This is a genomic window from Falsibacillus pallidus (assembly GCF_050990905.1).
In the GTDB taxonomy this organism is placed as follows: Bacteria; Bacillota; Bacilli; order Bacillales; family DSM-25281; genus Falsibacillus; species Falsibacillus pallidus_A.
The window spans coordinates 2,573,265-2,597,727 of record NZ_CP158866.1; the positions used below are offsets into that span (position 1 = coordinate 2,573,265).

Annotated in this window: 23 protein-coding genes and 2 pseudogenes; 4 read left to right on the top strand and 21 right to left on the bottom strand. The window is 41.9% G+C overall.

Annotated elements, in window-relative coordinates:
• Window positions 1-5 precede the first annotated feature (5 nt).
• Window positions 6-512 (bottom strand): acetyl-CoA carboxylase biotin carboxyl carrier protein, encoded by a 507-nt coding sequence (gene accB, locus ABTV07_RS13590; RefSeq protein WP_433743073.1) that lies wholly within the window; start codon window positions 510-512, stop codon window positions 6-8.
• A gap of 202 nt (window positions 513-714) precedes the next feature.
• Between accB and ABTV07_RS13595 the strand changes: the two genes are divergently transcribed.
• Window positions 715-2,190 carry a methyl-accepting chemotaxis protein gene (locus ABTV07_RS13595; RefSeq protein WP_433743074.1) on the top strand — a complete coding sequence of 492 codons (1,476 nt, stop codon included), beginning with the start codon at window positions 715-717 and terminating at the stop codon, window positions 2,188-2,190.
• Between the two features lie 337 nt (window positions 2,191-2,527).
• On the opposite strand, the gene ABTV07_RS13600 is transcribed toward ABTV07_RS13595, so the two are convergent.
• From ABTV07_RS13600 to ABTV07_RS13655, 12 genes are all read right to left on the bottom strand, one after another.
• The gene (locus tag ABTV07_RS13600; RefSeq protein ID WP_433743076.1) at window positions 2,528-3,064 is read right to left on the bottom strand and encodes a SpoIIIAH-like family protein; all 537 of its coding nucleotides are present in this window, start codon (window positions 3,062-3,064) and stop codon (window positions 2,528-2,530) included.
• Between the two features lie 15 nt (window positions 3,065-3,079).
• Window positions 3,080-3,739, bottom strand: coding sequence for a stage III sporulation protein AG (gene spoIIIAG / locus ABTV07_RS13605; RefSeq protein ID WP_433743077.1), 660 nt, complete (start codon window positions 3,737-3,739; stop codon window positions 3,080-3,082).
• A complete protein-coding gene (gene spoIIIAF, locus ABTV07_RS13610; protein WP_433743079.1) occupies window positions 3,729-4,367 on the bottom strand; it encodes a stage III sporulation protein AF in 639 nt (212 codons plus the stop codon). The genes spoIIIAG and spoIIIAF overlap by 11 nt, the downstream gene beginning before the upstream one ends.
• A gap of 15 nt (window positions 4,368-4,382) precedes the next feature.
• On the bottom strand, window positions 4,383-5,579 hold the full coding sequence (gene spoIIIAE, locus ABTV07_RS13615) for a stage III sporulation protein AE (protein ID WP_433743081.1): 1,197 nt from the start codon (window positions 5,577-5,579) through the stop codon (window positions 4,383-4,385).
• A 25-nt stretch (window positions 5,580-5,604) separates the two neighbouring features.
• Window positions 5,605-5,997 (bottom strand): stage III sporulation protein AD, encoded by a 393-nt coding sequence (gene spoIIIAD / locus ABTV07_RS13620; protein WP_114746174.1) that lies wholly within the window; start codon window positions 5,995-5,997, stop codon window positions 5,605-5,607.
• Between the two features lie 12 nt (window positions 5,998-6,009).
• A complete protein-coding gene (gene spoIIIAC / locus ABTV07_RS13625; RefSeq protein ID WP_114746173.1) occupies window positions 6,010-6,216 on the bottom strand; it encodes a stage III sporulation protein AC in 207 nt (68 codons plus the stop codon).
• A gap of 18 nt (window positions 6,217-6,234) precedes the next feature.
• The gene (gene spoIIIAB, locus ABTV07_RS13630) at window positions 6,235-6,750 is read right to left on the bottom strand and encodes a stage III sporulation protein SpoIIIAB (RefSeq protein ID WP_433743083.1); all 516 of its coding nucleotides are present in this window, start codon (window positions 6,748-6,750) and stop codon (window positions 6,235-6,237) included.
• A 3-nt stretch (window positions 6,751-6,753) separates the two neighbouring features.
• Complete coding sequence (spoIIIAA, locus tag ABTV07_RS13635; RefSeq protein ID WP_433743085.1) at window positions 6,754-7,680, bottom strand: stage III sporulation protein AA; 927 nt, start codon at window positions 7,678-7,680, stop codon at window positions 6,754-6,756.
• Window positions 7,681-7,818: 138 nt separating this feature from the next.
• Complete coding sequence (gene efp, locus ABTV07_RS13640; RefSeq protein ID WP_433743087.1) at window positions 7,819-8,376, bottom strand: elongation factor P; 558 nt, start codon at window positions 8,374-8,376, stop codon at window positions 7,819-7,821.
• 21 nt (window positions 8,377-8,397) lie between these two features.
• Complete coding sequence (locus ABTV07_RS13645) at window positions 8,398-9,459, bottom strand: M24 family metallopeptidase (protein ID WP_433743089.1); 1,062 nt, start codon at window positions 9,457-9,459, stop codon at window positions 8,398-8,400.
• A gap of 1 nt (window position 9,460) precedes the next feature.
• On the bottom strand, window positions 9,461-9,907 hold the full coding sequence (gene aroQ, locus ABTV07_RS13650) for a type II 3-dehydroquinate dehydratase (protein ID WP_433743090.1): 447 nt from the start codon (window positions 9,905-9,907) through the stop codon (window positions 9,461-9,463).
• A 92-nt stretch (window positions 9,908-9,999) separates the two neighbouring features.
• Window positions 10,000-10,527 (bottom strand): YqhR family membrane protein, encoded by a 528-nt coding sequence (locus tag ABTV07_RS13655; protein ID WP_433743092.1) that lies wholly within the window; start codon window positions 10,525-10,527, stop codon window positions 10,000-10,002.
• 188 nt (window positions 10,528-10,715) lie between these two features.
• On the opposite strand from ABTV07_RS13655, the gene ABTV07_RS13660 reads away from it, so the two are divergent.
• Together ABTV07_RS13660 and ABTV07_RS13665 are read left to right on the top strand one after the other, a co-directional pair.
• Window positions 10,716-11,660 carry a DUF1385 domain-containing protein gene (locus tag ABTV07_RS13660; protein WP_433743093.1) on the top strand — a complete coding sequence of 315 codons (945 nt, stop codon included), beginning with the start codon at window positions 10,716-10,718 and terminating at the stop codon, window positions 11,658-11,660.
• A 64-nt stretch (window positions 11,661-11,724) separates the two neighbouring features.
• Entirely contained in the window at window positions 11,725-12,063 is a 339-nt protein-coding gene (locus ABTV07_RS13665) for an SA1362 family protein (protein ID WP_433743094.1), read from the top strand.
• 188 nt (window positions 12,064-12,251) lie between these two features.
• Here ABTV07_RS13665 and ABTV07_RS13670 read toward each other — a convergent pair whose 3' ends face one another.
• The 5 genes and pseudogenes from ABTV07_RS13670 to ABTV07_RS13690 form a co-directional block, all read right to left on the bottom strand.
• On the bottom strand, window positions 12,252-13,136 hold the full coding sequence (locus ABTV07_RS13670) for a patatin-like phospholipase family protein (protein ID WP_433743096.1): 885 nt from the start codon (window positions 13,134-13,136) through the stop codon (window positions 12,252-12,254).
• Window positions 13,137-13,297: 161 nt separating this feature from the next.
• Window positions 13,298-14,485: pseudogene (locus tag ABTV07_RS13675) on the bottom strand (vitamin B12-dependent ribonucleotide reductase); the annotation flags it as partial.
• 173 nt (window positions 14,486-14,658) lie between these two features.
• Window positions 14,659-16,440 carry a group II intron reverse transcriptase/maturase gene (ltrA, locus tag ABTV07_RS13680; protein ID WP_433743098.1) on the bottom strand — a complete coding sequence of 594 codons (1,782 nt, stop codon included), beginning with the start codon at window positions 16,438-16,440 and terminating at the stop codon, window positions 14,659-14,661.
• A gap of 749 nt (window positions 16,441-17,189) precedes the next feature.
• Window positions 17,190-18,566: pseudogene (locus ABTV07_RS13685) on the bottom strand (vitamin B12-dependent ribonucleotide reductase); the annotation flags it as partial.
• 443 nt (window positions 18,567-19,009) lie between these two features.
• Entirely contained in the window at window positions 19,010-19,846 is an 837-nt protein-coding gene (locus ABTV07_RS13690; RefSeq protein WP_433743100.1) for a lipoate--protein ligase family protein, read from the bottom strand.
• 113 nt (window positions 19,847-19,959) lie between these two features.
• Here ABTV07_RS13690 and ABTV07_RS13695 point away from each other — a divergent pair, with 113 nt between their 5' ends.
• Window positions 19,960-20,379, top strand: coding sequence for a rhodanese-like domain-containing protein (locus tag ABTV07_RS13695; RefSeq protein ID WP_433743101.1), 420 nt, complete (start codon window positions 19,960-19,962; stop codon window positions 20,377-20,379).
• 127 nt (window positions 20,380-20,506) lie between these two features.
• Here ABTV07_RS13695 and gcvPB read toward each other — a convergent pair whose 3' ends face one another.
• From gcvPB to gcvT, 3 genes are read right to left on the bottom strand one after another with little or no spacing between them, the layout of a single operon-like run.
• Window positions 20,507-21,964 (bottom strand): aminomethyl-transferring glycine dehydrogenase subunit GcvPB, encoded by a 1,458-nt coding sequence (gene gcvPB / locus ABTV07_RS13700; protein ID WP_433743102.1) that lies wholly within the window; start codon window positions 21,962-21,964, stop codon window positions 20,507-20,509.
• Entirely contained in the window at window positions 21,957-23,306 is a 1,350-nt protein-coding gene (gene gcvPA / locus ABTV07_RS13705; protein WP_433743104.1) for an aminomethyl-transferring glycine dehydrogenase subunit GcvPA, read from the bottom strand. Before gcvPA ends, gcvPB begins: the two co-directional genes overlap by 8 nt.
• A 22-nt stretch (window positions 23,307-23,328) precedes the next feature.
• Entirely contained in the window at window positions 23,329-24,435 is a 1,107-nt protein-coding gene (gene gcvT, locus ABTV07_RS13710; protein ID WP_433743105.1) for a glycine cleavage system aminomethyltransferase GcvT, read from the bottom strand.
• Between the last annotated feature and the right edge of the window lie 28 nt (window positions 24,436-24,463).

Consider the following 24,463-nt stretch of genomic DNA (forward strand, 5'->3'; position numbering starts at 1 on the left):
GCTCCTTATTCAGGCTTTACCAAGAATAATGGCTGTCCGTATTCTACTAGTTGTCCATCTTTAACTAAGATTTCAACAATTTCCCCGGTTACTTCTGCTTCGATTTCATTGAAAAGCTTCATTGCTTCAACGATGCAGACCACGGAGTCAGAAGTTACTTTGGAACCTGGCTTTACATAAACATCTGCATCCGGGGATGGAGATGCATAGAAGGTCCCTACCATCGGGGAAGTGATTTTATGTAAGTTTTCATCTTCTTTTGGCTTCTCTGCTGCTGCAGGCTGCACTGCTTCCGCTGCTGGAGCCTGAACTTGTACTGGAGCAGCTGCTGGAGCTGGTGCTGCTGGAGCCGGAGGCGGTGTTGGAACTGCTGCAGCCTGGACTGGTGCTGCTGCGCCTTCAACCGTTTTCTTCATTTCGATTTTTGCACCTTCATATTCATAAACAAATTCATTAATGCTGGATTGATCAACTAATTTAATAAGCTCACGGATTTCTTGAACTTTTAACATGACATACATCTCCTAACATAAATTATGACTAGCTACTAATATCATACGATAATTTCTATCGTAAATTCAATAAAAGATTGGTAAGACCACTCAATGGGTGAAAATCCATCCCATTTGAATTTTACCGAAAAAGAAGGATATTTGTCTAATGAAAGCGAATTCATTTCAAAAATAGGAGAAAAGTTTTAGGGAGAGAATAATAGTGAAATCGTTGGAATCATTAAAACATGAAGATTTAATCCGCAAGAACTCATTAGTAGTCAAAGCTGCATTCGTTTCCGTCCTGCTGGCAGCCGCTGTAGATATATCCATGAAAAAAGACCTGGCTGTGATATTGTCCATCGTACTTGCAGGTGGAGTTGGCGTGGCCATCATTGCAGTGCTGCATTTTTGGGGGAAATGGACAAAGGGAATCCCTTACATTGCAACAATTATCGTTGCCTCTGTGATGTTTGTAATCATGCAGAACAGCATTTCACCCACAGCTTATTTTCTCGTCTATTTTGTTTTAGCGACTTCCGCCATCTATATGAAAAGAAATATATTGCTCTTGAGCATCTTTTTCGGTTTTGGGATTAATGTCATTTTTACTATTTTGCACCATTCGGAACTTCCATATGAATCTAAAAATTATGTCACTATTTTTCTTTTATTTGGACTTGTTTCAATTATGCTTCTGTTCCAGTTAAGCATATCCAATAAAATGGAAGCAAACCTGTTGGAACTCCAAAATCAAACGCAGGAACTTTTAGAAAAAGAAGAGAAAAATCAAAAGTCTATCTTTGAAAATACCTCTGTTCTCTTAAGGATGCTTAAGCAAGTGAAGGAAGAAAGCGATTCAGCCGTTTCTTCCGCTCAGGCGATGAATCAGGATATATTAGGGATTGCCACAGGTGTACAAGCTCAAAACAATAATATACATGAAATTTCTAAAGAACTTTCTATGTCCAATCGCCGCGTCCAAAAGATGGTCGAACAAGCGGTGGAATTGAATGATAAATCAAATGAGGCCGGTACTGTCAGTTTAAAAGGCTCAAAATACATGGACAATCTTCAGATAGAGCTGATGAATTTTTCTGAAGTCGTCGCTCAGCTGAGTCAAAAAATCAATGGTCTTACAAAACTGAATGAAGAAGCAAGCATCCATTCATTGACGATACAGGATATTGCAAAACAGACAAATTTGCTTGCCTTGAATGCGTCAATTGAAGCAGCAAGGGCTGGAGAAAGCGGAAAAGGTTTTGCAGTAGTTGCGGAAGAGGTCCGTAAATTAGCGGATATCACCAATATCACAGCCAATCACATCTCATCCAATTTATTGAAGGTGCGCGATGAAACAACGGAAGTCCTGAAGGATGTAGATACTGCAGTAGACAGATTAGGCAACCAGAAGGAACTCGCGATGGAAACGCAATCGATGTTCTCCATCATTAAGGGGACATTCGAAGAATTGCAATTGGGATTCCAACATAATAAAGGCTTCGCAATGGAAGTTGCCCAGTCTTCAGACAACATCGAAAGCAGGATCAATGAATTCAGCAGTCTGATGGATCAAGCAAGTGCAATCTTGCAGGAATTGACATCTGCAATGAACAATCAGACTTCCCAATTCATTGGGTTGAATCAGCTTGTTGCCGATTCAACGAAAGCTACAGATAATTTGATTGCGTTATACTAAAACAAAAAAAGGAAGCGTCAATTATGGCGCTTCCTTTTTCCTTGATCTAGGCGCTTCCGCTTTTCTACTGTCCAGCTCCACCGGCTAGAGGCTGGGAGGTTTCCTTCAGCACACTTACGATAAGTCAACATCGGATCGCTTCGCTCTCCGTGTTTCCTTTATCTCGTGGTGCTTCAGTCCAACCTCGGCGCCTCTAAGCAGCCGGCTCCGCTTTTCTATTGTCCAGCTCCAGCGCCTAGCCCCTCGAGTCATAAGCCGCACCTCTACGGAAATCAGGATTTCCTTCGAGGTCCGTCTTATGCTGGTCGGGGCTTGCAAGGCGCTTCCGCTTTTCTATTTACTCCGGTTGGAACTCTACTGCTATTTTTTCCATGTCGCCGAGTTCATCCCCGACTTTTTGGATGATTTGGTTGGCTGCTTTTGCTGATTTTTCGTTTGCTTTTACTGTAATCAGCACTTTTTCTCCATCTGCTCGCACTAATGCATCTTTATAGCCCATGGATTGAATTACGCTTTCCAATACTTTTTCTTTTGTTTCAAGTTCAGTCAGCTGCTGCATTTGCTCGTAGGCTTTGCTCTTTTCTTCTGCGCTTAAATCAGGTGATGCAACCATTTCAGTCAATTGTTGGCGAAGTTCACTGCGCTTATCTTGTTCTTCAAGTCTAAGTGTCTCGAATACTTCATCACCAGCCTGTTCTGTCACTACATCTACACCCTTTTGATCTGCATTTGCTTTTTCATCACCTTTTTTGCCTTGCTGAACAGCCGCCAAGTCTGACGTTTTCGGCGCTGGAGAAGTCACATAATAGACTGAAAGCACCACAACCAGACTTAACATCGTCAATAACCAAACCGTTTGTTTTTTAAGTAACATTTATAAATCCCCCTTTTATTTTTTCGGCATGACAGCAACTCTGTGGCTTGGTACATCCAAGACGCGGGTCACTGCTTCAATGATCCATTTTTTCACTTGAATATTTTCTGCCCCTTTCGCAACTATGAGAACACCTTTGATTTCAGGCTTTCTCGTCTCTTTCACGATTGGGACTTCTTTTTCACCATTGCGGATGATGACCAGCTGCTCATCTTTTGTTTGATTTTCTATTTTCCGCTGACCTCCGTCACGATCGGATTCACTTGTGATTTGGTTCTGGTCATTTGTGTTTTTCTCGAATACTTTTTGCTCTGAAGCTTCTACATTTACGACAACTGTTACACTGCTGACACCTGCCATCTGGTCAAGGGCTTCCTTCAGCTGGTTCTCGTATTGTTTTTCGTAATCAGCCATACTCTTATTAGGAGCATCCTTGACTGAACCGAATGTTTCTGCGGCTGCACTTCCACCATTCCCATTTGCCAATGTCTCCTGAGAGGATTCAGAAGCTCCTGACTTCCACATGCTGCTTATCAGCATGAACGCGACGCCGCATAACAGAAGGATTACTAAGTATTGAATCTTTCCGTTTTTTTTGTTTGAAGGACCGGATTCTTCCTTTTTGCCTAACAACTGCGATTTTAGCCAGTCCAATGGTCCCTTTTCACGATTCATGTTCTCCTGAAATCCCCCCTTCATAATGAATTTGGATTCTTTGTGCATCTAAATTCCATCTGTTGGCCAAGAGGTCGATCACTTCGTTTTCATCCTTAAATGTTTTCCCAGGATTTTTGTCTGAGCTGGAATCTATAGTAATCGGCTTTACCGCTTCAATAGCATTTTGGTGATTATCATCTTGCGGTTCACCGAGGTAAACGACTACCTTTACCAGATTATCAGGAAAATTTTGTTCATTGTCTTTCTGCATCACCAGCTCGACGGATTGGATTCCTATACCAAATTGATCAATCAACTCCTCTTCAGCGTCCTTTTTTAATTGGACAGCCATTTGTTTTAAAATATATGCACGTTGTGTAGCTTGTATTTCTTTTTTCTTATTTTCTATTAATTTTTCTACTTGTTGGCTTTCTGCCGGATCCTGGATCACGGCTCCATTAAAAACTTGTTCAAAATTGGAAGACATCAATTTTAATAGAGGCGTTAGAATGATTGTGATAAGCAGCAGCCCCGTCACCATTTTCGTATATTTTTTAAAAGAGGAATTGGGAAGCAGCATGTCCATGACAACCGTTAATAATATGAACATGATAATATTGGTTATCCACTGTACAAGAAAACTCATACACCATCCCCCCTTTCATCGGATCATCAAGGTTATATTTCCTGCTGCAATCATCACGGTAATACTCAGGAAAAACATGAAGGAAACAATCGCTAAAGCAGCAAATACATATATCACACTCTTGCTGATTGTATCCAGGCAGGCGATGACCGGCCCTCCGCCGATGGGCTGAAGCAACGCAGCTGCCAGTTTATAAATAAAGGCAATGACCAAAATCTTTATGGCCGGGAATGCCGCAATCAAAAGGAGGATGGCTACCCCTGCGATCCCTACTGTATTCTTCAGCAGCACCGAGGCAGAGATGACCGTGTCTGTTGCATCCGTAAACATCCTCCCTATGACAGGGATGAAATTGCCTGTTACAAATTTGGCCGTTCGGATGGTAATCCCATCCGTCACTGCTGAAGCAGCACCTTGGACAGAGATGACTCCTAAAAAAACCGTCATGAAGATCCCCAGGAGGCCGATGCTCCAATTTCGGAGGAGCTGAGCCAGCTGTGTGACTTTATGCTGATCGGAAAGGGTGCTGACAATGCTTAGTAAAGCAGATAAAAATAGAAGCGGAAGTACGACATACTCAATCAGCAATCCACTTGTGTTCATCAAGAGTATGATGACGGGGTGGAAAAAAGCTGCTGAAGCAACCCCCCCGGAAGTAGCAATCAATGCCAGGAGCAATGGGAAAAGGGCTATGATGAAATGGACCATGGTATTGATCGCATCTTGTGTATATTCAATCGCTACATGAAATGAGTTCAGGGCGATAATGATTAAAACCATAAAAACAATGGCGTAGGCAACTTTACTGACATTTCCCTGGTCAAAGGCATTTTGCAGAGATTGAAGGAACATGCTGAAGATGGTCAACATGATCAATGAACCTAAAAGCTTCCCATTCATGATCAGTTCTTGGAAAGCAAACTTTGAAACGCCGTAAAGCCATTGTTTCATCGAGAACTGCTTGTCCCCTTTGATGAAATCGACTAGACTTCCTTTTTGGCTTTCAGGGAGATATCCACCATACTTTGATACAATGTCTTCCCAGAACCCTTTCAGCTCTTCAAGCCCCAGTTCATCGACCTGCCCTTTTACAAAGCTCTCTTGCATGTTTCCTTCCGAAGGGCCGTTTCCTCCTTCAGCTTGTACACCATAGGGGCAGAGAAATAAAATCAAGATCATTAGCAATATAGAAGCCTGGATTTTTTGCCGCATAGATACACCTCGGATAGTGCCAAGGCTACCCCTTTGGAATCATATTTATGATGGTCTCAATGATGACAGTCAGTATCGGGACAGCCATGGCTAAAATTAATATCTTCCCTGCAAGCTCAACTTTTGCTGCAATAGCCCCTTGTCCTGCATCTTTCGTAATGTGGGAAGCAAACTCTGCGATATACGCTATTCCAATGATTTTTAGTATTGTTTCAACATAAATCATATTTACATTGGCATTGACAGCAATTTTTTCAATCATGCCGATGATGAGATAGATTTGGTCAATCAAAAAAAGGAAGATGGCACATCCGGCAAATACTACAAGTAAAAAAGCAAAGTTCGGCTTCTGCTCCTTAATGATAAGTGCTAAGAATGTGACAATAAGGGCGATTCCAGCTATTTGGACAATTTCAATCGCTAATCCCTCCTAGCCTTGAAATAAAAAGACTGATTTGATCTTTTGAAACAAATCATCCACGATTGAGGCGACCATGAATAAGATGTAGATAAATCCAAATAGTGTGACCCATTGTGCATATTCTTTTTTTCCTACCTGATCAAGGATAGTATGCAGAAATGCGACCACGATTCCTACACCGGCTATCTTAAAAATAACATCTACATCAATTCCCATTGTTTCTCCCCCAAACTTCTAAAGAAGTAATATAATCAATAAAAGACCGGACATAAAACCAAGGCTCTTAGCCATTTTTTCATAGCGGTTCTGCCTTTCACGTGCTTCCTGTTCTTCTCTCTCAAGATGATTCAATGCGAGTATGATCTGTTTCTGCTGGGTTGCAATGTCATGCCTGCCGAGTGTTTCCCCAAATTGCTTCAGAATTTCGTATTCACTTTGTTTGAAAGCAGTCTGCTTCCAGATTTCCTTCATGCTTTCTTCCCATGCATCGCGTACAGTAGTGTCGGACCCGGTCAGTCTTCCTGCAAACGCCTCAAAGAACCAGGAAAGGGGGCGTGGCATCTGTTTGGCAATTTTTCTAGCCGCCTCGTGCAAAGGGGTATGTCCATACATGATTTCTGCCTCTAGAGACTGCAGGGCTGTTTTCAGCCATCTCAATTGCTTTGGCCTTTCACTTAGATGCTTTGATGCTTCGAATCCTGCCCATGATGTAGAGATCAAAATAAATATGGCGCCTATAATTTTAATCATGGCTTAGTAGACACCCGCTTTTCGTTTTTTTCTCTGTATTCCTGCTGCATCCAGAATCCTGGAAACCGAACCAGGAACTTCTTTTCTGTGTAATTCAATATAGGTATCAAATATTTGGGCATGAATGATTGGCTGAAGAATCGGCCTCTTTTTTATTTCGTCGAAAGAATGTCCGTGAGTAGTCATGACGAGAGTGATTCCTGCATGAATGGCTTCTTGAATGGCGGCACTGTCTTCTTCTCTTCCAATTTCATCTACTATTAATACATCCGGGCTCATGGAACGAATAAGCATCATCATCCCTTCCGCTTTAGGACAAGCATCAAGAACATCTACCCTTGGTCCGAATTGAAGCTGGGGCACCCCATGTACACTCCCCGCAATTTCTGAACGTTCATCGACAATCCCCACTTTGAGGGCAGGGATTCCTTTTTCGGGCACCCCTGTGGAAATTATTCTGGCAAGATCCCGAAGCAATGTTGTCTTCCCAGACTGCGGCGGCCCGATAATCATCGTGTGACGCCATTTATGATCATATAATTCATCTATCAAGTGATTGGCTAAACCAATTTTCTGTCGGGCGATCCGAATGTTGAAGGAAGCGATTTGCCTGATTCCTTTCACTTCCCCGCGTTCTAGGATTACTTTTCCGGCAAGTCCGATTCGATGTCCGCCTTCAATGGTTATATAGCCTCTTTTCAACTCCTCTTCCAATGTGTAAAAGGAATGGTTGCTCAAGTTATTCAAAAATTGTTCTGCATCTTCTGAGCGTGCAATATAAGGAAGATAGTGAGGATTCCCTCTTACAGAAACTTCAAGGGGACGATTGATTCTGATTCTTATTTCTTCCATTTCATCTTTAATACGGGAAGGGAGATCGGTGATTTGTGCTGCAATCGTTTTCGGCAAAAAGGCAATGATTGATTTCATAACTGGTCCTCCTTCGTACAAGCCTCTCCGTTACTACAATGTATTCTTATTCGGATTGAATATGCCTAAATGAAAAAAAACACAAAAAAACCGAGGGGAATTCCCCTCGGTTTTATGTGCTTCGATTATTATAATTTTTTATGCGCGTGAAACATAAGTGCTGTCAACAGTGTTGACGATTAATTGATCTCCTTGGTTGACGAAGAAAGGCACTTGTACAATCAATCCCGTTTCAAGCGTTGCAGGCTTTGTTCCACCGGAAGCTGTGTCACCTTTGATACCAGGCTCTGTTTCTGTAACTTCCAATACCACTGTGTTCGGAAGTTCTACTCCAAGAGTCTCTCCTTGGTACATCATGATGGATACTTCCATATTTTCTTTCAAGAACTTCAATTCATATTCGATAGAAGATGCAGGAAGTTCGATTTGCTCATAGGATTCATTATCCATGAATACATGCTGATCTCCGTTTGCATAAAGATATTGCATACGGCGGTTATCGATTTGTGCTTTCCCTACTTTTTCTCCGGCACGGAACGTTTTCTCTTGAACTGCACCCGTACGGAGATTTCTTAATTTCGAGCGAACAAAAGCCGCACCTTTTCCTGGTTTAACATGTTGGAAATCCATAACTCTCCAGATTCCATTGTCCACTTCAATTGTAAGTCCTGTTTTAAAATCGTTTACTGAAATCATGTTTTTTCCTCCTGCTCTATCCTACAAAATGATTAAATCTTTCGTTGAGTGGGTCAGTGTTTCATTTCCATCTTCTGTGATCAATGTGTCATCTTCAATTCTGACGCCGCCAAGCCCCTGTACATAGATGCCTGGTTCAACCGTTACAACCATACCCGGCTTCAGGACGATATCTGAACGAACGGATAATCCTGGTCCTTCATGCACTTCCAACCCAATTCCATGACCAAGGGAATGACCGAATTGATCACCATATCCTTTTTCAGTTATATAATCACGGGCAATCGCATCTGCTTCAATACCAGTCATACCCGGCTTGATTTGCTCCATTGATTTAAGCTGCGATTCCAATACGATATCGTAAATTTCCTTTAACTGATCTGATGGCTGCCCTACAGCAACTGTTCTGGTGATATCTGACACATATCCTTTGTGCAGCGCACCATAGTCAAGTGTGACAAAATCGCCTTTTTCAATTTTTTTATCGCTTGCAACGCCATGGGGCAGTGCAGAACGATAACCTGATGCAACGATGATATCAAATGAAGAGGAAGTCGCACCGGCTTTTCTCATGAAAAACTCCAATTCATTGGAGACATCAAGTTCTGTAACACCTGGTTTTATGTAATCTAAAATATGTTTAAAAGCTGCGTCTGCAATATCAGCCGCTTCCTTTAATATCTTAATCTCTGATGGAGTCTTAATCAAGCGTAAGTTTTCCATCAACCCATTAACAGGGACAAGCTCCCCTTTAAAAGCGTTTTCATAGGTTTTATAAGTAGAGAACGTCATATAGCTGGATTCGAAGCCAAGTTTCTTAATCCCGAGCTTTTCTGCCTGTGCCACAACTTCATCATGAAGAAGCCCTTTATGCTGAACAATTTCATATCCTTCAGCTTGTTTACCAGCCTGTTCCGTATACCTGAAATCAGTGATGAATAATGCCTTTTCCCCGGAAATGAGGGCAACCCCTGCTGAGCCAGTAAAGTTTGTCATATAGCGTCTGTTGTATGAACTTGTAACCAGCAGTCCATCGATTCCTTTTTCCGCGAATTGTTCCCGTACTTGTTCTAGTTTCTTCATTCTAATTCTCCCCCTCTTTTCGTCCAATAAATACTGAGAGCGCCAATTCATATCCTTGGCTGCCGAGGCCTACAATCTGCCCATCGGTAACAGGCGCCATAACTGAATGGCTTCTAAACTCTTCCCTTGCATGGATGTTGGAAATATGCACTTCAATAACCGGTACATTAATGGCAGCAATGGCATCCCTTATGGCATAGCTGTAGTGCGTGAAGGCCCCAGGATTAAAGATGACTCCTGCAAACCCCCGGTCTTCTATTTCATGAAGTTTATCGATCAGCTGTCCTTCATGATTAGATTGAAAGCATTCTACATCCAATCCATGTGCGCTTCCCGCAGATTTAATTTTTTCTTCTATATCCGATAATGTCAGGGTCCCATAAACATCAGGCTCCCGTTTACCGAGCCGATTAAGATTTGGACCGTTCAAAAGAAGAATTTTTGCCATAGCCATCTCCTTATGAAAAAAGAATGTTCACAATGAACATTCTACCATAAATAAAATGTGCAGCACTACTTAATTGTCTGTTTCTTCTGTTATCAGGAGTGCTGCTCCTGCTCTTCATCTGATGCCTTTTCATACTCATGGCTGAGTTCATTTTCTTCATATGAAATGGAATAGCCGACAAAAAGCCCAAATAAAATATACAAACACCCACATGTAATGAGTGTATCAAGGTCCATTTCTGTGAAAGGCTTGATGCTCGGAAAGATGGGATTGAGAACAAAAAACACAAGAAAGAACAAAACAATTCCATAGGCAATTCCGGGCCAGATGTTCTTCATCTTCCTCATGAATGCATAATAAACAAGTGCAGCCCCTATCGAAACAATTCCGATGGCAATGATTGAAATGACCATGCCCAGCCAGGTATATTTCCAATTCCCGATTGCCCATGGTTCTAATATCACCAATGGACTTATGGATGTAAAATGAAATAAATAGGCCAGATAACCGATCCCGCTCCAGAGGATTCCTCCACAAAATCCAGTAATCATAGCCAGCATAAGCGCTGACATAGGCTTTTCCCTCTTATTTTGTTCCAAACGGCCGCTTTCTTCAGGCATAGCCCTCACCTCCAACCTTAGTATGTCCAAAAGAAAAAATTCCATTTCATTCAAAAATGAATCCTTCTCGCATAGCCCTAGTCGCAGACCCTATTTTTTAGTAGAATGAAATATATATTTATTATGGACGTTTTAAGATAAACTACCCAAATAAATACATTCTAATAGCTTAGGTTGGTGTCTGAAACATGGAGAAACAAGAAAGACCTGCATATGGCGGCCAGGCTGTCGTCGAAGGGGTCATGTTCGGAGGAAAAAAACATACGGTCACCGCAGTAAGAAGAAAAGATGATTCAATCGAATTTTTTCATCTGCCCAGAAAAAGCCGTCCTGTTTTTCAAAAACTGAAGAAGATCCCTTTTATCCGAGGAATTGTAGCAATTATTGAAGCGAGTGCAAATGGTTCACAGCATCTTAATTTTTCTACAGAGCGTTTTGACGTAGACCCAAAGGACGATGAAGCAATAAAGGAACAGCAAGGCTCCAAGTTATCCATGATACTCGGGGTCGCAACAATCGGGGTCATTTCCTTCCTATTTGGAAAATTCATTTTCACCTTAGTCCCGATTTTCCTTGCGCAGCTCACACGTCCGATCTTCAGCAGTGATTTTTCCCAAGTACTGGTCGAAGGGTTTTTCAAGCTGCTGTTCCTATTGGCGTATATTTATTTTGTATCCATGACGCCGCTGATTAAACGCGTTTTTCAATATCATGGGGCAGAGCATAAGGTAATCAATACGTATGAAAATTACAAGGAGTTGACAGTCGAAAATGTCCAGGCGCATTCCCGCCTCCATTATCGCTGTGGAAGCAGCTTCATTTTATTCACTGTCATTGTCGGTGTATTCGTTTACATGCTTGTCCCTACTTCCCCACTTTGGCTCAGGATTGTCGACAGGCTGGCTTTGATTCCCGTTGTGCTTGGCATATCTTTTGAAGTACTGCAATTGACAAATAAACTGAGGAGTGTGCCTGTCCTTCGCTACCTTGGCTATCCCGGCCTTTGGCTTCAATTGCTTACAACAAAAGAACCTGCTGATGATCAAGTGGAAGTTGCCATTGCATCGTTTAAAGAGATGCTAAAGATGGAAAATAAAGAGCAAGGGAACCCAGATGAAGAAGAAATTGTATAATTTCTTCAAAGGAAGGTTTAAATTGTCTTAAAAATGCTCATCATGCTCATAGGAGGTGGCTTTCATGAACGTTCGTCATTGGTTTCTTTCAGGAATCATCGTTTTAGCCTTAATCGGCCTTTTCTCCAATCCTTCATATTTGCTGCGGCAGGCCTTATTTGTCATCGTCATAGCCGCCATCATATACGTCATTTATCGTGTAATTCGGATGAGAAAACCGGACGGGAAAGACCAAAGAGCATTTATCAGAGCAGCGAAGAAAACAAAAAGGAAGCATAAAAAACGGCCAACAGCCAGCGTCTCTTCCATACAATCCCGCAAAAAACCGATTCGGAAGAAATCACAGGCAAATTTGACCGTCATTGAAGGGAAAAAAGGCAAAAAGAAAAATCGTGCCTTTTAAGTCCATTTTTAATAGGCTGTTTTCCTAAACATTATTGTTAAAATCTTATAGCCGATTTTAACGTAAAAATAATTGTTTTGGGCGTTGAAAAGGAGTATCCAGGCTCTTTTCGAGCTGAATTTACTGTATAGTTTGCATAAGTTATCCTTTTTTAATGACTAAAGCAACAAACTTTGAGAAAAAAGCCTTTAATAACACCATTTCTTGAAAAATTCATTTGCTTTTAGACGTCCTAGTTCAACGAGGGCGTTTTTTCTTTGTTCCGTTATTTCGAAGCTTGTAGCTTGTATGTTTTCAACAGGGATAAAGATGATATTTTTGGCATGCTTCCGTGAAATATAGCGGGAATCATGTGCATCCTTCATCGTTTCAAACAACGCTCCAAACATTTGCACCCCATTTTTTATTTTATTGGGCTCTGCCATGCTGCCTTCAGGGCTGAGTCTTATGCCAAGCACAGGCCGGACATTCTTTACATTCTCTTTATCGAACAGCCACATAGGAAAATTGCTCAACACCCCTCCATCCACTACGATGCTTGTTCCTCCAAGTCCTTTCAGTCGGACCGGCTCAAAAAAATAGGGGATGCTGCAGCTCATGCGTATCGCTCTTGCCACAGGGAACGAATCGGGTGGAATGCCGTACCGTTCCAAATCATCCGGCAGCACCATCAGTTTTCCGTTGGTCAGGTCGGATGCAATCACCCTTAGTGCATCCTTTGGAAGGTCTGAAAATGTGTAAATCCCTTTTTGAGCTAATTTCTCCTCCAGCCACATTTCCAGTTTCTTGCCTGTAAAAACACCCAATCGCCAATAAATCAACAGCCATCTGGCAAAAGGAAGAGGAAGCAGCGGTCTGCGAATATCGAGAAATCCTTTTACATCTGTTTCATTTAATAAGTGGATCATTTCTTCAGACGTAAATCCTGCTGCAGTGAATGCCGCAATGATAGAACCTGCCGAAGTTCCGGCCACCCTCTTGAACCGGAATCCCTTTTCTTCGATTGCCTGAATCGCTCCAATCAGTGCGAACCCTTTTATGCCTCCTCCTGAAAAAACCCCGTCAATCCACATTGTGTCAGCCCCTTTGATACTTCCTTCTTACATTTTTAATGGTATGGGGCTGAAATTAGAACAGGATTTTAGTGCGGATGATTAAACTGCCTATTTTCATTCTTGCCTATTAAAAAAGACTGCAAAGTTGGATTCTTTGCAGTCTTTTTAGATCTTTTATATTACAGGCCGCATTTTAATTGTGCACCGCAGTTATCGCAAGTATTGCAGCCGCCCATTTCTTTTACTTCACCTTTTCGGCAGACCGGACAAGTGTTTCCGACTTCTGAACCGATCTTCACATTTGTGGATCTAAGCTCTTGAATCGTATCTACAAGTACGACAGGTTTTTTGTCTGAGGAAGGCTGGTCGATTTCTGCAGTATCTTCAAACGAATTTTCTTCTGCCTTCAACGTCAATACCTGTGCATCGCGGCTTCCATCTACATAAACAGTTCCGCCTTTTGCACCGCCATTATATAGGCGCTCATAGACTTTTTCCACTTGTTCAACCGAGTAGCCCCTTGGAGCATTTACGGTCTTCGAGATGGAGCTGTCAATCCAGCGTTGGATGACACATTGGACATCTGCATGCGCCTCAGGGGCCAGGCTCATGGCAGTCACAAACCATTCTGGAAGAGCATTCTCATCCGCCTGTGGATTGGAATCAAGATAATGCTTTACAATATCTGCTTTCACTTCAATGAACTTGCCCAGACGTCCGCTTCGATAGTAAGTGAAGGAGAAATATGGTTCAAGCCCTGTTGAAACGCCTACCATAGTTCCGGTGCTTCCAGTTGGAGCAACTGTAAGGAGATGCGAGTTGCGGATACCATGGGCCAGGATGGAATCCCTGATATCCTGCGGCATCTTTTTCATATAGCCCGTTTCAATGAACGCTTGTCTGATCCGATTTCCTTCTTCTGCAGAACTGCCATCCAAGAATGGAAAGCTTCCTTTTTCTTTAGCCAGTTCGACGGATGTTCTGTAAGCAGTGGTCGCAATTACTTCGAACACTTCATCTACAAGAAGGTTCCCTTCCGGTGAACCATATTCTTTTTCACAGTAGATGAGAAGATCGGCAAGACCCATGACACCAAGCCCTACGCGGCGCTCGCCCAATGCCTGCTTTTTATTTTCTTCAAGGAAGTAAGGTGTCGCATCAATGACATTGTCCTGCATTCTGACTCCTACTTCAACAGTGCGCTTCAGCTTTTCAAAATTAACGGTCTTATTTTCTTTATCGGCCATTTCTGCAAGATTCACAGCTGCAAGATTGCAAACAGAAAATGGTGCGAGAGGCTGTTCGCCACACGGATTGGTCGCTACTACTTTTTGTCCATATGCTTTGGCATTCGTCATATCATTGGATAGTGATAGGTAAGTCTTTGATATTATCTCCAACTTTTCCCCCACTCCACACCGTACGTGAGACTTTCACCTCATACGGCGTTCCATCTGATAGTTTCAAAAATAAGTTTCAACAAGTTACAAGTATAAAATTCTCTAATCGAGTACTATATGCAAGTTTTTGGTTATTTCTCCTAAAGTATCATTTCCACTTTACAGAACTTGCGATATTCGTTAATTCTATCAAGAAGTTTCGAATTCTGCTTGATCTCCCACTTAGTCAAATACTTATCAATCGTTTCCTTTTTGGTTGCATGAATCAATTTGTGGATATCTGAATGTATGATTCTAAGATTGCTGAATTTATCTTCTCCACCTAAAGCTTTAGGATTTTTGTGATGGCATGCAACTTCGTTTGCTTCAAGGAAAATACCGAGTACTTCACATTTCCCGTTTTTCATTGAATAGCGGGAAATTCTGTTGTCTTGATATTCAATTGATTGGTCAAGTATTTTTGACTTCATGAGTTTACGGATATTTATTTCTACTAAGGCATTAAGATTTTTGTGAAATAGGTTTCTACCTTCAACTGTGAAGATGTTCAACTTTGGATTGAATTGTTTACTTTTAGCAAAGCTCGTTAGCCCATGAATCGGGAAAAGGTGTACTCCCAATACCTTCCATGTCTTGAGGTTGCTTCCGTAAAACTTCAGATAGGTTTTGCTAGCCCCGCTTGGGTATTCATGTTTACCTATCTTCCAAAGTTTACTTCGTGCATAAGGATGAACCTTGTGCATGATTTCGACGAAATCTTTAGGAACCATGCTACCGTACTTGAAGTAGTTTTGTATCCCCATAATGTAGGCATTGTATAACCTAACGTTGTTTATGGTCGTTTCATTCCTTATTTTCAGGATGAGTTCTTTCATCCTTCTAACGATTTCATCTTTCTTCTTTTCAATCATATTTACCCTTACTAGATGCTTTTCGTTTTTCTTAGTAGCACGAATTTTAAAACCTAAGAATTCGGAAGAATTCTTTCTAATGTTTGTGATTTTAGATTTATCTGGTGATATATCTAATTTCAATCGGTCTTTAAGGTATCCCTGGACTGCGTGGAACCACTTGACAGCGTTGGAATAGCTATTAGTCATGATTTTGAAATCATCCGCATATCTAACGATAAAACCAGTTTTCAGGTTCGAGCTTCTCTTTAACATGACATATTTCTTCTCATTCTGAGTGTATTTATGTCTTGTTTCGAATGTTTCCCATTGGTTGCATACCCATTGGTCTAAGTCGTTAAGGACTATGTTTGATAACAATGGAGAAAGGATACCACCTTGAGGTGTGCCTTTAGTAGGAGTGCCTTCACCCTTTATGGGGGCTTTCAGCATTTTGCTAATGATGGCTAAGACCCTTCTATCTTGAATACCCATGTTCCAGAGTTGTTTCATGAGGATTCGGTGATTTACGTTATCAAAGAAGCCCTTAATGTCTATATCTACAACATAGTGTAGTTGACTGACATTGACTAGGAAGTTCGTCCTTGCCAAGGCGTGTTTCGTGCTTCGCAATGGTCTAAATCCGTAACTGTGTTTGTAAAATTTCGCTTCGCAGATAGGCTCTAGGATTTGTTTAAACATCTGTTGTATGAGTCTATCTAACATTGTTGGAATTCCCAAAGGTCTGAATTTGCCCGTGTTATGTCCTTTAGGAATCATTACACGTCGAACAGCTTTGGGTTTGTAATTCCTTAGAGAGTTGCGGATTAGAGAAACAAACTCGTTTTTACTCATGGTTTTAAAGTTTTCAATGGTGTAGCTATCCGTTCCAGCGGTTTTAGAACCTTGGTTGGTTTTAATAACTCTGTAAGCTAATAAGATGTTACGTTCATCTATTATTAGGTCATACAATTTGTTGAATTTGTGATTTTCATCACTTTGGGAGAATAATTCATCAAAAACCTGTTGCATATTGTAGTACTCGTTGTATCTCAGACTTGTATTCGTTGCAGAACACCTCGTTTTTTATGGTGTATTCCTGCATTCATACCCGATCATCGAAATTTCACTTGTTTTGTTTATTTTAGAACTATCAGACTTGGGCCTCTCCCTCCACTATGTTTCCATAGCTTCTACGGTACTGTGACCCTACTTTCACAAGATTAAATGAATTTCGGGTTATTACCCTTATATCAACCTCTCCGATGTTAGTCGTTTGAGTGAGAGTATCTTGCTTACCACGTTCCAATTCTTCTTAGCCATATGATTGAACTTAGGTGCTTGCTCTGAGCCTGAAGTTTATAGTGTCCTTTGTTCACTATACCGAGTTTCATGACAACGTGCTTACTCCTCGGCAACTTCCGTTACATTTGTAACGAATTTCTTTTTCAAGAAATCTTCATTTTAGACCCTTTCATTCGCAAGTTCGTCAGTTAGATTGCTAGTCTAACATTCTCACCATATTCATCTTTTTCGGCTGACCGCCCTATCCTTGACCATATTCTGGTGAACTTAGGTCGATTTCAGACGACTTTACCTAGCTTCGTACATCTTACCGCTAACACGGTTTGACGCACGTAGGAGTATTATCAAAGCAGTTTCAGCTCAACATGACGGCTTTCATTCCTGCTTTCAGAAGAATTAGTTGTATCCAACCTAGAAGGTTGGACCCTCTCTTTCGTGTTGCTTTACGCTGCACTTATGAGAGAACGTGTCGCACCATTGTCGATGAAGAAGATGCCAGGCTCTGCCGAGTAAGTGGCACAGACGTTGATCAGGTTCCAAAGTTCTTTCGCCTTGATCTTTTTGTAAGTGCGCACCTTATGGCCAAGATCCTGCCATTCCCGCACATCGCCGATTTTGTGCCATTCTTCATTATAATGATTCATTTGTTCTTCATTATAAGACTCCACATCCGGGAATCTAAGGGAATACTCAGCATCCTTTTCAACAGCTTCCATGAAGTCCTTGGTTAAGCACACAGAAATGTTAGCTCCGGTCAGGAATTCAGAATTATGGACTGAATAATTGCCGCCAAGTGAAAGCTTAAGTTCTGCATCCTTGATTATTTTTTCATCAAATCCGCCATAGCCAGGTATTTGCTTATAATTGATGATTCCTTGATACATTGCTTTTTCCTGCTCAGTGAGTGGAGTGAATTTCAATTTTTCATTCGCGATTTTCTTGATATGTTCATCTTCTGTATTTTCAATCAAGTAGCGGAGGATCCTTGGGTTCTGCATCTTGGAGATGATGAATTCAACGATGTCCGGATGCCAATCGGCAAGCATGATCATCTGGGCTCCCCTGCGTGAACCGCCTTGTTCCACGAGGTGAGTAAGCTTTGCGATGTCATCCAGCCAGGAGACAGAGCCTGAGGATTTTCCGTTGACTCCTTTTGCCAGAGTATTTCTTGGTCGGAGAGTGGATCCGTTTGTCCCTACTCCACCGCCGCGGCTCATTATTTCCATCACTTGCTTGCGGTGTTCAGAGATGCCTTCACGTGAATCCTGTACAAAAGGCATGACATAGCAATTGAAGTACGTTACGTCCGTCTCTGCACCAGCCCCATATAATACCCTTCCGGCAGGGATGAAATTGAGATTGACAAGCTCTTGATAGAATTTCTCAAACCATTCCTTTTTCTTTTCTTCCGTTTTCTCTACAGAAGCAAGGCCAGTCGCGTTTCTTTTAGCAATTTGCTCATAATAGATTTCAAGCGGCTTTTCAATTACATCGAGAGATTTCTTTATAATTCCTGTCTCGATTTCTTTTTGGCTGTCAAGCACACTTCTATATTCTTCTTCGACAAGGACGTCTGCTGTTTTATTCTCCCAGTCGATCCCAACAATGAAACCCAGCCCTCTTGCGGGGAACTTGGGATCCTCTTTAATTGTCAAAACGACATAATCGCCTTCGGATAGGGTTATTTTTTCCGTATCTTTGAAAGAGTATCTATCGATCATGACTAAGCGGGAAACACCTTTGTGTGTGATATGCATGTCCGGAGTGATTTCGTGGACTTGAGGAAATAATTGAATATCCTTATTAAGCTGCTCCTTGTTAAGTTGTGGTTTCAGGTGAATACTAGTCGACATTACGCCAGCTCCTTTAAATAAAATAAATCCATTCTTTTTCTAGCAGAATTTATTCTCTGTTGTCTTTGGCAAAATAACTATATCAAAGATGCGCTTCTATTTTCAACTAATAAACACAATATATTGTGTTATTTTTTACTTGACATATACTATATATAGTTTTTGGGTCATAACTTAAGAAAATTGTCAAACTGTGAATATGATAGAAATGAAAGAAAAAGCGAGGGAATGAGAGGGAAACATTCTTTCTCTGCATCATTTTATAGATTTCAGAGTTTGCGTTATGAGTACATTCATTAATACCTTGTGAAACATAACCTCAAACCTGATTCTATTTTGTCAATCCCATATATTTTTTATTTTTTTGGTGGAAAAAGAAAAAAGCGGCCAAAGGGGAATTGTCAATAGATACCCCTTTAGGCATCGCTTTTTCGTCTATCTCATTATCTCTTGTAATTCCACTCATCGCTTTCATAACGATCTTTAGCGATTTGATTCACATAGGCAAGCTCGTCTTCAGATAATGTATAAGGTTCAAGCTCTATATTCAATCCTTCCTCAAACCCTTTTTTGAATGCTTCTTTTGCCATATTCAGATCCACTTTGCGTGAACTGATCTCATTGATGGCGACGGCTTTGCTCTTAAATGCTTTCTGCATCCGTTCCTTAACTCTTTCGCTTGGATATTTAAACAAGCTGAAAAGCAAGTCTTCATCCAGATCGAGCAGAATGGAGCCATGCTGAAGTATGACACCCTTCTGTCTTGTCTGTGCACTACCGGCAACTTTTCGTCCTTCGACAACGAGTTCGTACCAGCTTGGGGCATCGAAGCAAACAGCGGATCGAGGGTTTTTCAAACTGCTTCTCTCATCTTCCGTCCTCGGCACGGCAAAATAGGCTTCGAGGCCAAGCTCATGAAAACCTTTTAGAATCCCTTCAGAAATCACTCGATAGGCTTCTGTCACGGTTTTAGGCATTTCAGGATGTTCCTCTGACACGATAACACTATATGTCAGCTCCTGATCATGCAGGACGCCTCTTCCGCCGGTCGGACGGCGGACGAATCCCAGCTTATTCACTCTAACTGCATCCATGTTGATTTCCTTTTCTACTTTTTGAAAATAGCCGACCGATAAAGTAGCCGGATCCCATCCGTAAAATCGGATTGTTGGAGGGATTATCCCTTCACTGTGCCAATCCAGCAAAGCTTCATCCAATGCCATATTAAAAGAAGGGGAACAATTCCCCGAGTCGATGAAACGCCAAATCTCTTTTGTCATGCTGCAAACCTTCTTTTTTTCATTTATTATTTTAAAATCCGCTTATTAGTCTATCAAATCTGGATAAAAAACAAAAGCCTGCCGCTTTTTAATGCTTTGATTATCACAATAAAATGACTATAATAGAAGTAGCTTTATTGTTAGAAAGGGGAATAACATTGTACATATTGTTAGCAGTAATAGCAGGGATCATCGCCTACTCTCTTTTTAATTTCTTTTATCAAAAGAGAGTCATTAAGACCTTGTCTGAAGAAGAGTTCCGCGAAGGCTATCGAAAAGCCCAGCTTATCGATGTACGCGAACCGAACGAATTTGACCAGGGACATGTATTGGGCGCTAGGAACATTCCATTATCCCAGCTAAGAACACGCATGAAGGAGATCCGTACCGACCAGCCGGTTTATCTATACTGCCAAAGCGGTTTAAGAAGCGGAAGGGCTGGACAGATGCTATACAGAAAAGGCTACCGCAATCTTAACCACCTTCAAGGCGGTTTCAAAAAGTGGACTGGCAAAGTCAAAGCAAAAAAATAATCACCGCCAGCCATCATCATAGATTTATAAAAACACCAGTAGATCATACTGGTGTTTTACTTTATAGACAGGATGCAAATTGAAAAGGGATCAGCCTATTGGGCCGATCCCTTTTCTCCGTTCTTTTCTATGCTTGATAGCGCAAAACAGGCTTTCTTGCAGCAAGAGTTTCGTCCATACGTTTGACGACAGTGGTATGAGGTGCTTCCTGCACCACTTCAGGAGTCTCTTCTGCTTCTTTAGCGATCTGGATCATAGCATCAATGAATGCATCGAGCGTTTCTTTTGATTCTGTTTCAGTAGGCTCGATCATGATGCACTCCTCTACGTTCAACGGGAAATAGATCGTTGGAGGATGATAGCCGAAATCAAGCAGGCGTTTAGCAATATCAAGGGTACGTACACCAAGCTTTTTCTGGCGTTTTCCGCTCAGTACGAACTCATGCTTACAATGGCGGTCAAATGGAAGATCATAATATGGAGCTAGCTTCCTCATCATATAATTGGCATTTAATACAGCATATTCCGTCACTGCTTTTAATCCATCAGGACCCATAGAACGGATATACGTGTAAGCGCGAACGTTGATGCCAAAGTTTCCATAGTATGGTTTCACACGGCCGATGGACTCAGGCCGGTCGTAGTCGAAATAAAATCCTTCATCTGATTTTCTTAATACAGGTTTAGGCAGGTAAGGGATCAGATCCGCTTTGACACCGACTGGTCCAGAACCAGGGCCGCCACCGCCATGTGGGCCGGTAAACGTTTTATGAAGATTCAAGTGAACCACATCGAAGCCCATATCTCCAGGTCTTGCTTTAGAAAGGACAGCATTCAGATTGGCGCCGTCATAATAAAGCTTCCCGCCTGCTTCATGGACAATCTGTGCCATTTCGAGGATATTCTCCTCAAACAATCCTAGTGTATTGGGGTTTGTCAGCATCAAGGCTGCTGTATCTTCCCCAACGACCCTTTTCAAGTCTTCCAAGTCTACTAAACCATTTTCGTTTGACTTGACGGTAACTGTTTCGAAGCCCGCTACAGTTGCAGAGGCTGGATTTGTTCCATGAGCGGAATCAGGCACGATTACCTTTGTTCGATTCACATCGCCTTTTGCTTCATGGTAAGCACGGATCATCATCAATCCAGTCCATTCACCATGTGCACCGGCAGCCGGCTGTAATGTGACCTCATCCATTCCCGTGATTTCAATAAGATGCTCCTGAAGATCGTACATAAGTTCCATTGCACCTTGAACGGTTTCTTCAGCCTGATGTGGATGAATATGGGCAAATCCACTGTACCTTGCAACACTTTCATTGATTTTTGGATTATACTTCATCGTACATGAGCCTAGCGGGTAAAACCCGGAATCCACTCCGTGATTGCGTCTTGATAGCGCAGTGTAATGACGCATGATATCGAGTTCAGATACTTCCGGAAGATTTGGTTCTTCTTTTCGGATATACTCTTCGGGGATCAAGTCCGCAACCGGAACTTCCGGAATATCCATTTCCGGAAGGCTGTACCCCACTCTTCCCGGTTTAGATAATTCAAAAATGAGTGATTGATGGCTATTATTCATGAGAACCCCTCACTTCCTTTACAAAAGTATCAATTTCTTCCTTCGTACGAAGCTCTGTAACGGCAACAAGCATATGATTTTCCAATTCAGGATAGTCTCGACCCAAATCGTATCCGCCAATGATTTTTTTCCGGTCAAGCAGCGTTTTATTTAATTCTTTCACTGGCTTTTGAAGTTTAATGACGAACTCGTTGAAGGATGGGCCCTCAAATACGGCTTCGAAACCATTTTCTTTGAATGCCTGTTTCGCATAATGTGCCTTTTGAATATTTTGCATAGCGATTTCAGCCATTCCCTTTTTGCCGAGCGCAGTCATTGCAACGGAAGCCGCCAATGCGTTCAACGCTTGGTTTGAACAGATATTAGAAGTCGCTTTATCTCTTCGGATGTGCTGCTCCCTTGCCTGGAGAGTAAGGACGAATCCACGTTTTCCGTCTTCGTCGACTGTTTGGCCTACAAGTCTTCCAGGTACTTTTCTCATCAATTTCGACGTAACCGCAAAATATCCGCAGTGTGGACCGCCAAATGCCGATGGGATTCCGAATGGCTGTGCATCACCTACAACGATATCTGCCCCGAGAGCGCCAGGTGGAGTGAGGGCACCCAAAGCAAGCGGGTTGCTCGACACGACAAATAATGATTTGTGGTCATGGGCAATTGGCTCAATTTCTTTCAGGGATTCGATTTGTCCGAAGAAATTCGGATATTGGACAATGACAGCAGCTACATCGTCATTCATCTCCGCCTTTAACGCTTCCAAATCAGTTACGCCATTTTTATGAGGGACTTCAATGACATCTATGTATTGCCCCTTAGCGTAAGTCTTGACAACTGCCCTTGATTCCGGGTTCACAGCTTCTGAAATCACAATCTTTTTCCTGCGGGTATGGCCGGCACTAAGCATTGCTGCTTCCGCCAAGGATGTTCCGCCGTCATACATGGAAGAATTGGCTACATCCATGCCAGTCAATTCGCAAATCATGGTTTGGAATTCGAAAATCGCCTGAAGCTCTCCTTGGGAAATTTCCGGCTGATATGGAGTATAGGCTGTATAAAATTCAGAACGGGAAATGACATGGTCGACAATAGTCGGGATATAATGATCATAAACCCCAGCCCCAAGGAATGAAGCATGACTCTTTAAGTCTGCATTCTTTGAAGCCAAATCGGATAATTCCCTCAATAGTTCCGTTTCTGATTTAGCTTTTTTAATGTTGTATTCCCCATTGAATCTTACTTTTTCAGGAATATCTTCGAATAGCTCATTGATGTTCTCAACACCTATGGCTTCCAGCATTTCCTTTTGATCTTGCTCAGTCATCGGCAAATAACGGTGCTTCATCCTTCTATCTCCCTTCGATTCCTTATTTCTTTGGCCTTTTATAAAATGGTGTTGCCACAACAGCAGCTTTCAGTCGTTTCCCTCTAATTTCCACCTCGACTTCAGTGTCCAAAGAAGAAAATTCTGATTTAATGAGCGCCAGCCCGACATTTTTTTTCAACGTCGGAGATTGCGTTCCTGTCGTCACTTCCCCGATTTTTTCATCCCCAATGTATACCTCGTATCCATGGCGTGGAATGCCGCGGTCAATCATTTCGATTCCAACGAGTTTCCTCGGCGCTCCATTTTCCTTTTGTTCCTTTAAAACAGATTGGCCAATAAACTCAGCTTCTTTATCGACACGGACAGCAAATCCGATTCCTGCTTCGATCGGCGTGATATCCGGTGACAGCTCTTGGCCATAAAGAGCAAGATTCGCTTCAAAACGAAGGGTATCCCTTGCTCCTAGTCCACAAGGAATGACTCCCTCTTCTTTGCCTGTTTCCAGGATAGCTTCCCAAAGCTTAACTGCATCTTCTGCAGCACAATATATTTCAAATCCATCTTCTCCTGTGTATCCTGTTCTGGAAACAAGAGCATGGATTCCCTTTAAATCTACATTTGTTTGGAATTTGAAAAATTTGATATCAGATAATGAATGCTGATCTGCCAATTGTTGAAGCACAGTTTCGGCCATTGGCCCCTGAAGAGCAAGCTGAGCTGTTTCTTCAGATAGATTACGGATGGAAACATCTCCTTCAAGATGTTTTTCAAGCCAGTCGTAATCCTTTTGAATGTTGGATGCATTGATGACAAGCAAGTAATGATTATCTTCCATTTTATAAACGAGAAGATCATCCACTGTTCCGCCATTTTCGTAGCACATCGCTGTATATTGTGCTCCCCCATCCTTCAGCTTGGAAATATCATTTGTCATCATCTTTTGAAGATAAGCAAGGCTGTCATTCCCTTTGACTTCGACTTCCCCCATATGTGATACATCAAATAATCCAGCTGTTGACCTTACTGCCTCATGTTCCTCTTTGATACTGGAGAACTGCACTGGAAGATCCCAGCCGCCAAAATCGATCGTCTTTCCCCCATACTTTTTGTACACTTCAAATAAAGGTGTTCTTTTTAAATTTGACATGCCACTTCCCCTTTCAACATTCATCTCC